The 12,893-nt window shown below is 72.8% G+C and carries 14 protein-coding genes and 1 pseudogene; 4 read left to right on the top strand and 11 right to left on the bottom strand.

Features of this window, described 5'->3' with window-relative positions; translation table 11 throughout:
- Nucleotides 1-143: 143 nt before the first annotated feature.
- From ligA to AC07DA_RS06275, 5 genes are read right to left on the bottom strand one after another with little or no spacing between them, the layout of a single operon-like run.
- Entirely contained in the window at nucleotides 144-2,339 is a 2,196-nt protein-coding gene (ligA, locus tag AC07DA_RS06295) for an NAD-dependent DNA ligase LigA (RefSeq protein ID WP_479125097.1), read from the bottom strand.
- Nucleotides 2,340-2,354: 15 nt separating this feature from the next.
- Nucleotides 2,355-3,362: a methionine synthase gene (locus AC07DA_RS06290; protein WP_479125095.1), complete on the bottom strand. Its 1,008-nt coding sequence runs from the start codon at nucleotides 3,360-3,362 to the stop codon at nucleotides 2,355-2,357.
- Nucleotides 3,363-3,392: 30 nt separating this feature from the next.
- On the bottom strand, nucleotides 3,393-4,091 hold the full coding sequence (locus tag AC07DA_RS06285; protein ID WP_479125094.1) for an SDR family oxidoreductase: 699 nt from the start codon (nucleotides 4,089-4,091) through the stop codon (nucleotides 3,393-3,395).
- Between the two features lie 18 nt (nucleotides 4,092-4,109).
- Nucleotides 4,110-4,649 (bottom strand): LOG family protein, encoded by a 540-nt coding sequence (locus tag AC07DA_RS06280; protein ID WP_479125092.1) that lies wholly within the window; start codon nucleotides 4,647-4,649, stop codon nucleotides 4,110-4,112.
- On the bottom strand, nucleotides 4,646-5,449 hold the full coding sequence (locus AC07DA_RS06275) for a class I SAM-dependent methyltransferase (RefSeq protein ID WP_479125090.1): 804 nt from the start codon (nucleotides 5,447-5,449) through the stop codon (nucleotides 4,646-4,648). The genes AC07DA_RS06280 and AC07DA_RS06275 overlap by 4 nt, the downstream gene beginning before the upstream one ends.
- 81 nt (nucleotides 5,450-5,530) lie before the next feature.
- Between AC07DA_RS06275 and AC07DA_RS06270 the strand changes: the two genes are divergently transcribed.
- Together AC07DA_RS06270 and AC07DA_RS06265 are read left to right on the top strand one after the other, a co-directional pair.
- Nucleotides 5,531-5,854, top strand: coding sequence for a DUF427 domain-containing protein (locus tag AC07DA_RS06270; protein ID WP_479125088.1), 324 nt, complete (start codon nucleotides 5,531-5,533; stop codon nucleotides 5,852-5,854).
- 61 nt (nucleotides 5,855-5,915) lie between these two features.
- Entirely contained in the window at nucleotides 5,916-6,698 is a 783-nt protein-coding gene (locus tag AC07DA_RS06265; RefSeq protein ID WP_479125086.1) for an alpha/beta fold hydrolase, read from the top strand.
- A 25-nt stretch (nucleotides 6,699-6,723) separates the two neighbouring features.
- Here AC07DA_RS06265 and mnmA read toward each other — a convergent pair whose 3' ends face one another.
- Entirely contained in the window at nucleotides 6,724-7,854 is a 1,131-nt protein-coding gene (gene mnmA / locus AC07DA_RS06260; RefSeq protein WP_479125084.1) for a tRNA 2-thiouridine(34) synthase MnmA, read from the bottom strand.
- 60 nt (nucleotides 7,855-7,914) lie between these two features.
- On the opposite strand from mnmA, the gene AC07DA_RS06255 reads away from it, so the two are divergent.
- A complete protein-coding gene (locus tag AC07DA_RS06255; RefSeq protein ID WP_479125082.1) occupies nucleotides 7,915-8,580 on the top strand; it encodes an N-acetylmuramoyl-L-alanine amidase in 666 nt (221 codons plus the stop codon).
- A 41-nt stretch (nucleotides 8,581-8,621) separates the two neighbouring features.
- Here the strand turns inward: AC07DA_RS06255 and AC07DA_RS06250 are convergent.
- The 4 genes and pseudogenes from AC07DA_RS06250 to AC07DA_RS06235 all read right to left on the bottom strand — a co-directional run.
- A pseudogene (locus tag AC07DA_RS06250) lies at nucleotides 8,622-8,864 on the bottom strand (DUF1304 family protein); the annotation flags it as partial.
- 150 nt (nucleotides 8,865-9,014) lie between these two features.
- Nucleotides 9,015-10,184 (bottom strand): cysteine desulfurase family protein, encoded by a 1,170-nt coding sequence (locus AC07DA_RS06245; RefSeq protein WP_479125080.1) that lies wholly within the window; start codon nucleotides 10,182-10,184, stop codon nucleotides 9,015-9,017.
- A 135-nt stretch (nucleotides 10,185-10,319) separates the two neighbouring features.
- Complete coding sequence (locus AC07DA_RS06240) at nucleotides 10,320-10,586, bottom strand: DUF4190 domain-containing protein (protein ID WP_479125079.1); 267 nt, start codon at nucleotides 10,584-10,586, stop codon at nucleotides 10,320-10,322.
- Nucleotides 10,587-10,621: 35 nt separating this feature from the next.
- Nucleotides 10,622-10,786 carry a hypothetical protein gene (locus AC07DA_RS06235; protein ID WP_479125078.1) on the bottom strand — a complete coding sequence of 55 codons (165 nt, stop codon included), beginning with the start codon at nucleotides 10,784-10,786 and terminating at the stop codon, nucleotides 10,622-10,624.
- A 116-nt stretch (nucleotides 10,787-10,902) separates the two neighbouring features.
- Here AC07DA_RS06235 and AC07DA_RS06230 point away from each other — a divergent pair, with 116 nt between their 5' ends.
- Nucleotides 10,903-11,541 carry a TetR family transcriptional regulator gene (locus AC07DA_RS06230; protein ID WP_479125076.1) on the top strand — a complete coding sequence of 213 codons (639 nt, stop codon included), beginning with the start codon at nucleotides 10,903-10,905 and terminating at the stop codon, nucleotides 11,539-11,541.
- A 401-nt stretch (nucleotides 11,542-11,942) separates the two neighbouring features.
- Here the strand turns inward: AC07DA_RS06230 and AC07DA_RS06225 are convergent, their stop codons facing one another.
- Nucleotides 11,943-12,803: a thioesterase family protein gene (locus AC07DA_RS06225; protein WP_479125074.1), complete on the bottom strand. Its 861-nt coding sequence runs from the start codon at nucleotides 12,801-12,803 to the stop codon at nucleotides 11,943-11,945.
- Between the last annotated feature and the right edge of the window lie 90 nt (nucleotides 12,804-12,893).

The raw sequence follows: 12,893 nt of genomic DNA, 5'->3' as shown, positions 1-12,893 counted from the left end.
CGACCGCAGCTGGGCACGGCAGGCGCACATCTCAACAGTAGGCCGCGGAAGGCTTCCACGGGCAGCGGTCGCCGACGGTTGCCCGAATGCGCCCCGGCCACCCGTATGCATCTGGTATGCGCCGAACGGGTGGCCTTCAACCGCTACTCCTCGGACGAAAGGGCGACTTCGGCCGCCGCTTGCGGTCCCTGCTCCAGCAGGACCCCGAAACCGTCCTCGTTCAGAACCGGAACCTTCAGCTGCATCGCCTTGTCGTACTTCGACCCGGGGCTGTCGCCCACGACGACGAACGACGTCTTCTTCGAAACGGAACCGGTCACCTTCGCACCGCGGCTCTGCAGGGCCTCCTTGGCGCCGTCCCGCGTGAAGTGCTCCAGGGTGCCGGTGACGACGACCGTGAGGCCCTCCAGCGGGCGCGGTCCCTCGTCCCCGCCGGTGCTCTCCTCCTCCATGCGGACGCCCGCTGCCTTCCACTTACGGATGATTTCGCGGTGCCAGTCCTCGGCGAACCACTGCTTGAGGGAGGCGGCGATGGTCTCCCCGACGCCCTCGGTGGTCGCCAGCTCCTCCTCCGTGGCCTGGTCGATGCGCTCGATCGAGCGGAACTCCCGGGCCAGGGCCTCGGCCGCGACCGGCCCGACGTGCCGGATCGACAGGCTGGTGATGATGCGGGCCAGGGGGCGCTCCTTGGCCGCCGCGATGTTCTCCAGCATGGCGAGCGCGTTCTTGCGGGGCTCGCCCTGCTGGTTGGCGAAGACCGTCGCGACCTTCTCCTCGCCGGTCTTCGGATCCCGCTTGGGCAGGCCGCTGTCCTGGTCGAGGACGTACGCCTTGATGGGCAGCAACTGCTCGACGGTCAGGTCGAACAGGTCGCCCTCGTCCACCAGCGGCGGCGTCTTCGGCTCCAGCGGGGCCGTGAGGGCGGCCGCTGCGACGTAGCCGAAGTGCTCGATGTCCAGCGCCTTGCGGCCCGCGAGGTAGAACAGGCGCTCGCGCAACTGGGCGGGGCAGCTGCGGGCGTTGGGGCAGCGCAGGTCGACGTCGCCCTCCTTCATCGGCCTGAGCGGTGTGCCGCACTCGGGGCATTCGCTCGGCATGACGAACTCGCGCTCGCTGCCGTCGCGCAGGTCGGCGACGGGGCCGAGGATCTCGGGGATGACGTCACCGGCCTTGCGCAGCACGACCGTGTCGCCGATGAGGACGCCCTTGGCCTTGACGACGTCCTGGTTGTGCAGCGTGGCGAACTCGACCTCGGAGCCGGCGACCGTGACCGGCTCGACCTGGGCGTACGGGGTGACCCGGCCCGTGCGGCCCACGCCCACGCGGATGTTGACGAGTTTGGTGTTGACCTCCTCCGGGGCGTACTTGTACGCGATGGCCCAGCGCGGCGCGCGTGAGGTGGAGCCGAGGCGGCCCTGGAGGGGGATCTCGTCGAGCTTGACGACCACGCCGTCGATCTCGTGCTCCACGGAGTGGCGGTTCTCGCCGAAGTGGGCGATGAACTCCCGTACGCCTTCCAGGCCGTCGACCACCTTGTTGTGCCGGGAGGTGGGCAGGCCCCAGGTCTTGAGGAGGTCGTAGGCCTCGGAGAGGCGGGTCAGGCCGGTGAAGCCCTCCAGGGCGCCGATGCCGTGGACCACCATGTGCAGGGGGCGGGTGGCGGTGACGCGGGGGTCCTTCTGGCGCAGGGATCCGGCGGCCGCGTTGCGCGGGTTGGCGAAGGGCTTGTCGCCGGCCTCGACCAGCCGGGCGTTGAGCTCCTGGAACTTCTCCATCGGGAAGTAGACCTCGCCGCGGATCTCCACGAGGTCGGGGACGCCGTCGCCCTTGAGGCGGTCGGGGATCTCCGCGATCGTGCGCACGTTCGGCGTGATGTCCTCGCCGGTGCGGCCGTCGCCGCGGGTGGCCGCGCGGGTGAGGCGGCCGTGCTCGTAGGTGAGGTTCACGGCGAGGCCGTCGACCTTCAGCTCGCACAGGAAGTGGTAGTCCTGCTCGCCCAGTTCGCGGGCGATGCGGTCGGACCAGGCGGCGAGCTCCGCGTCGTTGAACGTGTTGTCCAGGGAGAGCATCCGCTCGCGGTGGGCGACCGCCGTGAACTCCGTCTCGTAGGATCCGGCGACCTTCTGGGTCGGCGAGTCCGGCGTGCGCAGCTCCGGGTGCTCCTCCTCCAGCGCCTCCAGGGACCGCAGCAACTGGTCGAACTCCGCGTCGCTGACGACCGGAGCGTCCTTCACGTAGTACCGGAAGCGGTGCTCCTCGATCTGCTCCGCGAGGCGCGCGTGCTTCTCCCGTGCCGCGGCGGGCACCGCCGTCGTCTCCGCCTGCTTGTCGCCGGCCACCGTGTCGTCCTCCCGTTACTCTGGGTTGTCCGCGAGGGATCTCGCCGCCCTGACACAGTGGGCGAGAGCCTGGCGCGCGTACCCCGGGGAGACCCCCGCGAGGCCGCACGCCGGGGTGAGCGTGACCGCCTCCGCGAGAAGCCCCGGAGGCAGCCCCAGCCTGCGCCACAGCGTCCTGACACCCATGACGCTACCGGCAGGGTCTGACAATGGGCCCTCCGCGGAGGGGACGACACCGGCGAACAGCCGGGTCCCGCCCTCCACCGCCTCACCGACCGCCTCGTCGTCACGCTCGGTGAGCAGGGAGAAGTCGAACGACACGGCCGCGGCGCCCGCCCGCCGGAGCAGGGCGAAGGGCACCTCCGGGGCGCAGGAGTGGACGACGACCGGGCCGCCGGCGTGCGTGCCGACGAGGTCGCGCAGCGTCTGCTCCACGACCTGCCGGTCGACGGCCCGGTGGGTGCGGTAGCCGCTGGCGGTCCTCACCCGGCCGTGCAGCACGGCGGTCAGGGACGGCTCGTCGAGCTGGAGGACGAGCCGCGCTCCCGGCACCCGCCGCGCCACCTCGGCGAGGTGCTCGCGCAGTCCCTCGGCGAGGGAGGCGGCCAGATCGCGGCAGGCGCCGGGGTCGGACAGGGCCGCCTCGCCGTTGCGCAGCTCCAGGTGGGCCGCGAGGGTCCAGGGCCCGACGGCCTGGACCTTGAGCGGCCCCTGGTACTGCTGCGTGAACTCCTCCAGCGCGTCGAGGTCCTCGCCGAGCCAGGAGCGGGCCCGCTTGGTGTCCCGACCGGGCCGGTCGCCGAGCCGCCAGCCGCTGGGCTCCACGCGCGCGTACAGCTCGACGAGCATCCCGGCGGTCCGGCCGATCATGTCGGCGCCCGGGCCCCGGGCGGGCAGTTCGGGCAGGAAGGGGAAGTCCTCGAAGGACCCGGTGGCGGTCTTGGCGGCCTCCCGGGCGTCGCCCCCGGGCAGGGAGCCGACGCCGGTGGCCGGACCGAACCTGAACTGGCTGTTTTCGCTCACCCGAGAAGCCTACGGAACCGCCGGGCCGGGTCAGTTCCCCGGTCGGACCGTCAGGTCGTTGACCTCCGCGTCGCGCGGCAGGTCCAGGGCCATCAGGATCGTCGTGGCCACCGACTCGGGGTCGATCCACTGCGCGGCGTCGTACTCCTTGCCCTCCTGCTGGTGGACCTTGGCCTGCATGGGGCTGGCCGTGCGGCCGGGGTAGACCGAGGTGACCCGCACGCCGTTGCCGTGCTCCTCGTGGCGCAGGGAGTCGGCGAGGGCCTTCAGGCCGTGCTTGGAGGCGGCGTAGGCGGACCAGCCGGCGTGGGCGTTGAGGCCGGCGCCGGAGTTGACGAAGAGCACGTGGCCGCGGGCGGCGCGCAGCTGGGGCAGGAAGTGGCGGGTCAGCTCGGCGGGAGCGACGAGGTTGACGTTGAGCTGGTGGCGCCACGTCTTCGGGGTGAGCTCGCCGACCGGGCCGAGGTCGACGACGCCGGCGATGTGCAGCAGCGAGTCCACCCGGTCGGGCAGCGACTGGTGGGAGAAGGCCCAGGAGAGCTTGTCGGGGTCGGCCAGGTCGCCGACCAGGGTCCGGGCGCCCGGGTACGCGGCCGCCAGCTCCTTGGCGCGGCCCGCGTCGCGCGCGTGCAGCACGAGGTCGTCCCCGCGCGCGTGGAGCCGGCGGGCCACGGCCGCGCCGATGCCGGACCCGGCCCCGGTGATCACATGAGTAGCCATGCCCGCCATGCTCGCATCAGGGCCGGGTCACGCGATGCCCCGGCTCTCCTCCAGGTACGCCATCGCCCCCACCGGCTCCTGCGCGAAGAACACCAGGTCGGCCAGCGGCCGGGGCAGGAAGCCCTCGTCCTCCATGCGGCGGAACTGCTCCTTCAGGCCGTCGTAGAAGCCCGCGGTGTTGAGCAGGACCACCGGCTTGTCGGTGTGGCCGTGCTTCTTCAGCTCCAGGATCTCGGTCGCCTCGTCGAGCGTGCCCGTGCCGCCGACCATGATCACCACGGCGTCGGCCTTCTCCAGGAGGAGCCTTTTGCGCTCGGCGAGGTCCTCGGCGATGACCATCTCGTCGACGCCGGGCCGGACCTTGGCCGCGAGGAACCGCACGGAGACGCCGGCCAGCCGGCCGCCCGCCTCCTGCACGCCGTCGGCGACGACCTTCATCAGGCCGACGTCGGATCCGCCCCACACGAGCGTGTGACCGCCCTTGCCCAGCAGTTCGGCGAACTCCCGGGCGGGCCGGGTGTAGCGCTCGTCGAGGTCGGCGGCGGAGAGGAAGACGCAGATGTTCATGACCCCACCGTACGGGCCCGGTCGGCCGCCGTGGTCAGGCGCAGTTTGGACTGCCGGTGCGGCAGTCGCTCCCAGTCGTCCATGAACCGGGCGTCCAAGCCGTACCGCGCGGCGAGTTCCGTCAGCGTCCGCGTCCGGTAGTAGAAGTCCTCGTGGAGCACCTGGTGCTCCTCGCCCTCCGTGCGGTCGAACGTGAAGTCGAAGAAACCGCCCGGCGCGAGGATCCGTCCGACGTGCGCGAAGCACTCCTCGATGACGGGCAGCGGCGAGTGCGAGAAGACGCTGTGCGCGTGCACGACGTCGAAGTGCGCGTCGGGCAGGAAGGCGAAGGTCAGGTCGTCCGCGAGGGTCAGGTGGGGCAGCTTCGGCTGGAGCTTGTCGGCGACGAGGGTGTCCTGGGCGGCGAGCAGGATGTGCGGCGAGATGTCGATGCCGTAGTAGTTGCCCGTGTCGAGGTAGTCGATGAACAGCCGGCCGGCGCGCAGGTTGCCGCAGCCGATGTCCAGCATGCGGTGGTGCGGCCGCAGGCCGTGCCCCACCAGGTAGTCGAACTGCATGCGGCCGATGCGCGTCCACGCCTCGCGGGAGGGGTTGTGCCCCACCGCCGCCTCCGCGCTGCGGGCCGCGTCGGAGGCCATCACGGCCCGGTAGTAAGCGATGTGGTCCCGGTAGCGCAGCCGCAGCAGGGCGTCGCGCAGCACGCGCCGGGCGTGCGCCGGCACCCGCTCCGGGTGGCGCAGGGCGTAGCGGATCTGGTGGACCAGGCTGCTGCGGTTCCTGGCCGGTTCCGTGGCGCGCATCGGGGCCTCCTGCGGCGGGGGAAGAACTCCGCTTCAGCCTGCGCTGTACCGGAGGAGTCGGCTACCCGAGGAGGGGCGATCGTGACGACAGGGCACCGCATCACCGTCGAGCGGAGCGACCGGCACGTGCGCGTGGTGCGCGACGGGCAGGTCCTCGCGGAGAGCGACCGGCCGCTCCTGCTGCGGGAGACCGGCTGTCCCGAGCGGTACTACATCCCGGCCGAGGACGTGCGCACGGACCTGCTGACCCCGTCCGGCACGCGGACGTACTGCCCCTTCAAGGGCACCGCGTCCTACTGGTCGCTGCCGGGGGCGGCGGACCTCGTCTGGGCGTATCCGGACCCCAAGCCGGACGTCGCCGTCATCAAGGACCACCTGTGCTTCTACGACGTGGAAGTGACGTGATCGGCTGACGCACGGCCCGCCTCACCCAGGAACACCGCGGCGTGCGGCAGTCTCAACAGGCATGGACAAGAAGACCCTTTCGCGCGACGGCACCCGCATCGCCTACGAGAGCACCGGCCACGGCCCCGCGGTGGTCCTGGTGAGCGGCGCCATGTCGACGGGTGGCACGCTGGCGCCGCTGGCGGTGTCGCTGTCGGAGCGCTTCCAGGCCGTCGTGTACGACCGCAGGGGCCGCGGCGCCAGCGGGGACACCGTCCCGTACGCGGTGGAGCGTGAGATCGAGGACCTGGCCGCGGTGATCGAGGCGGTGGGCGGCGAGGTGTTGCTGTACGGCATCTCCTCCGGCGGCGCGCTGGCCCTGGAGGCGGCGGCGAGCGGGCTGCCGGTGCGGCGCGTGGCGGTGTACGAGACGCCGTTCGCGATGTCCGAGGAGGGCGCCAGGGAGCGCGCGGAGTACACCCGGAGGCTGACGGAGGCGCTCGGTGAGGGGCGGCGCGGGGACGCGGTCGAGCTGTTCCTGCGGCTGACCGGCCTCGCCGAGAGCGTCATCCAGAGCGCCCGCCAGTCCCCCATGTGGGCCGGCATGGAGGCACTCGCGCCGAGCCTCGCCTACGACGACGCCGTGATGCGCGACGGCCGGGTCCCCCGGGAGCGGCTGGCCTCGGTCGGGGTGCCCACCCTGGCGGTGGCGGGCGACGCGAGCCCGGCCTGGCTGCGCGAGGCGGCCCGGGCCATCGCGGACTGCGTCCCCGACGGGTCGTACCGCACGCTGCAGGGGCAGACGCACATGGTGGAGCCGAACGTGCTGGCGCCGGTGCTGACGGAGTTCTTCAGCCGGGGCTGAGGACGGCCGCCCGGTGGTCGCGGGGTCAGGCGACGCCCGCCGTCGCCCTCCTGGTCGACGCGATCGTCGCCGAGCCCACCACGCGCGTGCCGTCGTACAGCACGATCGCCTGGCCGGGGGCGACGCCGCGGACCGGCTCGGCGAAGGTGACCTCCAGGTCGCCGTCGACGAGCTCGGCGGTCACCTCGGTCTCGCCGCCGTGGGCGCGCAGCTGGGCGGTGTACGTCCCCGGGCCGGTGGGGGCGGCACCGCACCAGCGCGGCTTGACCGCCCGCAGCCCGGTGACGTCGAGGGCGTCGGCCGGACCGACCGTCACCGTGTTGTTCACCGGGGAGATGTCGAGGACGTAGCGGGGCTTGCCGTCGGCGGCGGGCGTGCCGATGCGCAGTCCCTTGCGCTGGCCGATCGTGAAACCGTACGCGCCCTCGTGGGTGCCCAGCTTGTTGCCGGCCTCGTCGACGATGTCGCCCTCGGCCTTGCCCAGCCGCTGCGCCAGGAAGCCCTGGGTGTCTCCGTCGGCGATGAAGCAGATGTCGTGCGAGTCGGGCTTCTTGGCGACGGCCAGGCCGCGGCGCTCGGCCTCGGCGCGGATCTCGTCCTTGGTGGTGACCGTGTCGCCGAGCGGGAACAGCGCGTGGGCGAGCTGCCGGTCGTCCAGGACGCCGAGGACGTAGGACTGGTCCTTGGCCATGTCGGAGGCGCGGTGCAGCTCGCGCGTGCCGTCGGGGAGGGTGACGATCTTCGCGTAGTGCCCGGTGCACACCGCGTCGAAGCCCAGCGCCAGCGCCTTGTCCAGCAGGGCGGCGAACTTGATCTTCTCGTTGCAGCGCAGGCAGGGGTTGGGGGTGCGGCCGGCCTCGTACTCGGCGACGAAGTCCTCGACCACGTCCTCGCGGAAGCGGTCCGCCAGGTCCCACACGTAGAACGGGATGCCGATGACGTCGGCGGCGCGGCGGGCGTCGCGCGAGTCCTCGATGGTGCAGCAGCCCCGCGCGCCCGTGCGGAAGGACTGGGGGTTGGCGGAGAGCGCGAGGTGGACGCCGGTCACGTCGTGGCCCGCCTCGGCCGCGCGGGCGGCGGCGACGGCGGAGTCGACGCCGCCGGACATGGCGGCGAGGACGCGGAGGGGGCGGGGGCGCTGCGGGGTGTCAGTCATAGCCCCTCCAGGGTAAGGGGGCGCGGGAACCAGGACCCGCGAGTATCCGTTGACGATCACATGGGACAGGGGAAGGCTCCGAAGGACGGCGACCGCAGGGTCGGGCGTCGCGCGTTGCTCATCGGCGGCGCGGCGGCCGCGGCGGGCACGGCCGTGCTGGCCCGGGACGAGCTGGCGCGGCTGTGGTGGCGCACTCCGGGCGTGGAGAAGCCGCGCAAGGAGGGCGAGGTCGACTTCGCGGGCGCGCGCTGGGTGGCGGCGTCGGACGCGAACTGGCGGCGTGCGGACCGGCCCGACGACTTCGGCATAGACATGGTGATCGTCCATGTCACGCAGGGCAGCTTCGACAGCGCGGTGAAGGCCTTCCAGGACCCGGGGCACAAGGCGGCCACGCACTACATCGTCCGCCAGGACGGGCACGTCGCGCAGATGATCCGCGAGCTGGACGTGGCGTACCACGCGGGCAACCGCGACTACAACGAACGCAGTGTCGGCATCGAGCACGAGGGCTTCGTGGACCGCCCGCAGGACCTCACGGACGAGATGTACGAGGCCTCGGCGCGCCTGACCGCCCGGATATGCGCGCGGTACGACATCCCGGTCGACCGAGAGCACATCATCGGCCACGTGGAGGTCCCGGGCACGGACCACACGGACCCGGGGCCGCACTGGGACTGGGACAAGTACATGCGGCTGGTGCGCCGGGCGCGCACGTCCCCCGCCTGACGCGGCCCGGCCGGGCCGCGTCGGAAGAGGGCGGCGACGAGGGCGACGGCCGGTGCCAGCCCCTGGCCGAGCGCCCCGCGCCACAGCCGCGGGAACGACACGGCGAAGACGGCGGCGGACAGCACGAGGAAGCCGCAGAGGTAGAGGACCAGGGCTCGTCCGGCGGTCTCGTCCCCGGTGTGCAGGACCACGACCCCGGCGACGAGACCGGCTCCGAGCAGGATGTTGGTGAGGAACAGCCGGACCGCCGGGCGGTGGTAGGAGAAGCGCTCCAGGACGCCCACCACGAGGTGGATCAGCCCGGCGAACAGGGCGAAGGCCTGTGTGACGACGTTCACGTCGGGAGTGTCCGCCCGGCGCCGGTCCCCGGCAAGGGCACGCGCCGAGGGGCGCACGCCCCTCACACGCACCGAGCGCGTCGCCTCCGTCCCGACCTACGTCAGCCCCGCCGCCCGGGCCCGTTCCACCGCCGGGCCGATGGCCTTGGCCAGGGCCTCGATGTCGGCCTCGGTGGAGGTGTGGCCGAGGGAGAAGCGGAGGGTGCCGCGGGCCAGGTCGGGGTCGGTGCCGGTGGCGAGGAGGACGTGGCTGGGCTGGGCGACGCCGGCGGTGCAGGCGGAGCCGGTGGAGCACTCGATGCCCTGGGCGTCGAGGAGGAGCAGCAGGGAGTCGCCCTCACAGCCGGGGAAGGTGAAGTGGGCGTTGGCCGGGAGGCGTCCGGCGGGGTCCGGGTCGCCGCCGAGGATCGCGTCCGGCACGGCCGAGCGGACCGCGGCGACCAGGGCGTCGCGCAGGGCGCCGATCTCGCGGGCGAACCACTCGCGCTGCTCGGCGGCCAGCCGCCCGGCGACGGCGAAGGAGGCGATGGCGGGCACGTCCAGGGTGCCGGAGCGCACGTGCCGCTCCTGGCCGCCGCCGTGCAGCACGGGCACGGGGGTGTGCTCGCGGCCGAGGAGCAGGGCGCCGATGCCGTAGGGGCCGCCGATCTTGTGGCCGGAGACGGTCATCGCGGCGAGGCCGGAGGCGGCGAAGTCCACCGGGATCTGGCCGAAGGCCTGCACGGCGTCGGAGTGCAGCGGGACGCCGAACTCCGCGGCGACGCCGGCCAGTTCACGGACCGGCAGGATCGTGCCGATCTCGTTGTTGGCCCACATGACGGTGGCCAGGGCCACGTCGTCGGGGTTGCGGGCGATCGCCTCGCGCAGGGTGTCCGGGTGGACGCGGCCGTGGGCGTCGACCGGCAGGTACTCGATGGTGGCGCCCTCGTGCTCGCCGAGCCAGTGCACGGCGTCGAGGACCGCGTGGTGCTCGACGGGGCTGGCGAGGACGCGGGTGCGGGCCGGGTCGGCGTCGCGGCGCGACCAGTAGAGGCCCTTGACGGCGAGGTTGTCGGCCTCCGTGCCGCCCGAGGTGAAGACGACCTCGCTGGGGCGTGCGCCGAGGGCCTCGGCGAGGGTCTCGCGGGCCTCCTCGACGGTGCGGCGGGCCTGCCGGCCGGACGCGTGGAGGGAGGACGCGTTGCCGGTGGCACCCAGCCGGGCGGTGAACGCCTCAACCGCCTCCGGGAGCATCGGGGTGGTCGCGGCGTGGTCGAGGTAAGCCATGGTGAGCCCGATTCTACGGCTCCCCTTCCGCGGACCTCAGATCAAGGTTGGCCGAACCTGGACCCTTCCGGCGGGGCGGCCCGTCGTCCCCGGGCCCGGCCCCGGCCCGTCGGGGCGCGATCGGCCGACGGCGGCTCAGAAGCTCCAGGAGATCGTGCTGTCGGACGCCATGAAGGCCGCCAGGACCAGCAGGTCCGCGACGCCCAGTCCGAGGCCGAGCAGGGCACGGCCGCGGCGCTCGGTGCCGCGCCACAGGGCGACGGTCGCCAGCACGATGGCGACCGGGCCGAGGAAGATGTTGAACACCAGCAGGCCGAGCAGGCCCAGGACGAAGGACGCGACGGCCATGCCGTCGGTGTCGCGGATGCCGGTGCGGCGCGAGGCCGGAGCGGTGAGCTGCATGGTGATCGACTCCCGTGGTCGGGTCGGACGTGCGGTCAGTGGGCCTGCGGGTGGCGGCGGCGGCCGCGCTCGCGCATCGCGAAGATGCCGAGCCAGACGGCGATGACGGCACCGGCGGCGAGGGAGAAGCCGAGCGGCGCGTGGGCCACGGTGCCCAGCACGACCCCCAGCAGCAGGAGTGCGGCGACGATGAACAGCACGGGAACCAACCCCCAGGATTTCGGTGAACGCTTGTAGTTACACTCGTTCACTGACTTCCCAGTCTAGCGCCTGTCATGACTTTCCAATTCCAGAGAACAGTTGTTAACTGCATGGTATGAGTCACACCCTCGGCATCCGGCAGGCCCAGAAGCAGAAGACCCGGCAGGCACTCCTCGACGCGGCCCTGGGGCTGCTGGAGGGGCAGAGCCTGAGCAGCCTCGGGCTGCGCGAGGTCACCCGCGCCGTCGGTGTCGCCCCGACCGCCTTCTACCGCCACTTCCGCTCCACGGCGGACCTGGGCGTGGCCCTGGTCGAGGAGGCGCTGGGCAGCCTGCACCCGATGATCCGGACGACGGTGTCCGGCACGGGCGGCCAGGAGGAACGCATCGCGCGTGCCATCGAGTTGATCGCCCGTCATGTCGACGGGTACCCCGCGCACGTCCGCTTCATCGCCCGGGAACGGCACGGCGGGGTCCAGCCGGTGCGGGAGGCCATACGGGGCCAGCTGTCCCGGTTCGCCGGGGAGGTGAAGGACGAGCTGGCCAAGGACCCGGTGTCCGAGGGCTGGAGCGAGGACGACCTGCTGATGCTCGCGCACCTCTACGTCGACCAGATGCTGATCACGGCGTCGCTCTTCCTGGAGGCGCGGGAGGGGCCGGAAGACGAACGCGCGGAGCGCCAGCGTGAGGTGGCGCGGGTGGCGACCCGCCAGATGCGGCTGATCGGCCTCGGCCGCCGCCACTGGCTGGATTGAGCCGTACGGACGCGCCCGGGGCATCGCCGCAGGGGCCGCCCCGGGCGCAGTGCCACCGGGCATGGCGCACGGGGCAGACGGCCCGGCGGTGCCCGGCGGAGTCCCCGTTCCGGGCCCCGACGCCCGTGCGAACGCCCGAAGTGCGCACTCCCCCGTACCGCCCGCGACGGTACGGGGAAGGACGGCCACCCGGACCCACCACCGCAGTGCGACGCCGGGTCACCCGAGCCGCAGGCCGTCAGGGCCAGGGGGACAACGCCGGCAGGGCCACGGCCGGGACGAGGCGCGCACGGTTCAGGGGGCCGGCTCCGGGAGGACGAGGGAGTTCCGAGGCGTCACTCGGCCAAGCCCGCCCAGAACCTCCCCGGCCGCCTGTGAACGAGCCGTCGGCACGGCGGCGTTCAGCCCAGCCGGACCCGCGCCAGCTGCCGGGACTGCGCCACCAGCCGGTCGGCGCTGTCCCACACCTCCGCGTCCTCCTCCAGGAAGCCGCCGGCGAGGTTGCGCGTGGTGATCGACACGCGCAGCGGCCCCGGCGCCGGCCGGCAGCGCACGTGCACGGTCAGCTCGACGGTCGGCACCCAGCCCTTCAGGCCGAGCTCGAAGGCGGTGGGCGGCAGGGCGTCCACCGCGAGCAGCAGGGAGAGCGGGTCGGGATCGCGGCCGTCCTTGAGACCGAACCAGGCCCGCATCTCGCCCTTGCCGGAGGGCCGGCCGAGGGCCCAGCCCAGGGTCGACGGGTCGAGCTTGAGCATCAGCCGGTCGGCGATGGCCGAGCTGCCGTCGACGGGGGCCGGCCCGTCCTCCGGACCGAAGCAGTGCTCGATCGGCGGGATGGCGGGCGGCCGGGCCGTCGTGCGGACGTCGTCGGGCAGGGCGTCCAGGTCGCCGTAGGAGGCGAGCACCCGGATGCGTTCGACCTCGCGGCCTTCGTCGTCGTACTGGAACAGCGAGGCCTGTCCGGTCGACAGGGTGCGGCCGGTGCGGACGACGTCCGTGCGGACGACCGCGGGGCCGGGCTGCGAGGCGGTCAGGTAGTGCGCCGAGACGGTGAAGGGGTCGGCGTGCGGCAGGGCGTCCGCGAGCGCTCGGCCGAGGACGGCCAGCAGGTAGCCGCCGTTGACGGCGCTGATGATCGTCCAGCCGGCGGAGAGGTCGATGTCGTACACGCCGGGCGCACGGCGGGTGAGCGCGGTGTCGCGGTCGAACTCGCTGTCGCCGATCGTGGCCCGGACGGCCGGGGCGGAGGCTGCTTCTGGCATGGCTGAACAGTACAAGAACTAACTACTAAGCGGTAGCTTTGGGCTGTTCGGGAGGTCAGGTCCGGGTGAGACGTGGGCAACTTCTTGGTG

Source organism: Streptomyces sp. NPDC044921 (assembly GCF_056432865.1).
The sequence above is the reverse complement of the archived record's forward strand: the minus strand, read 5'-3'. Positions and strand labels throughout refer to the sequence as shown.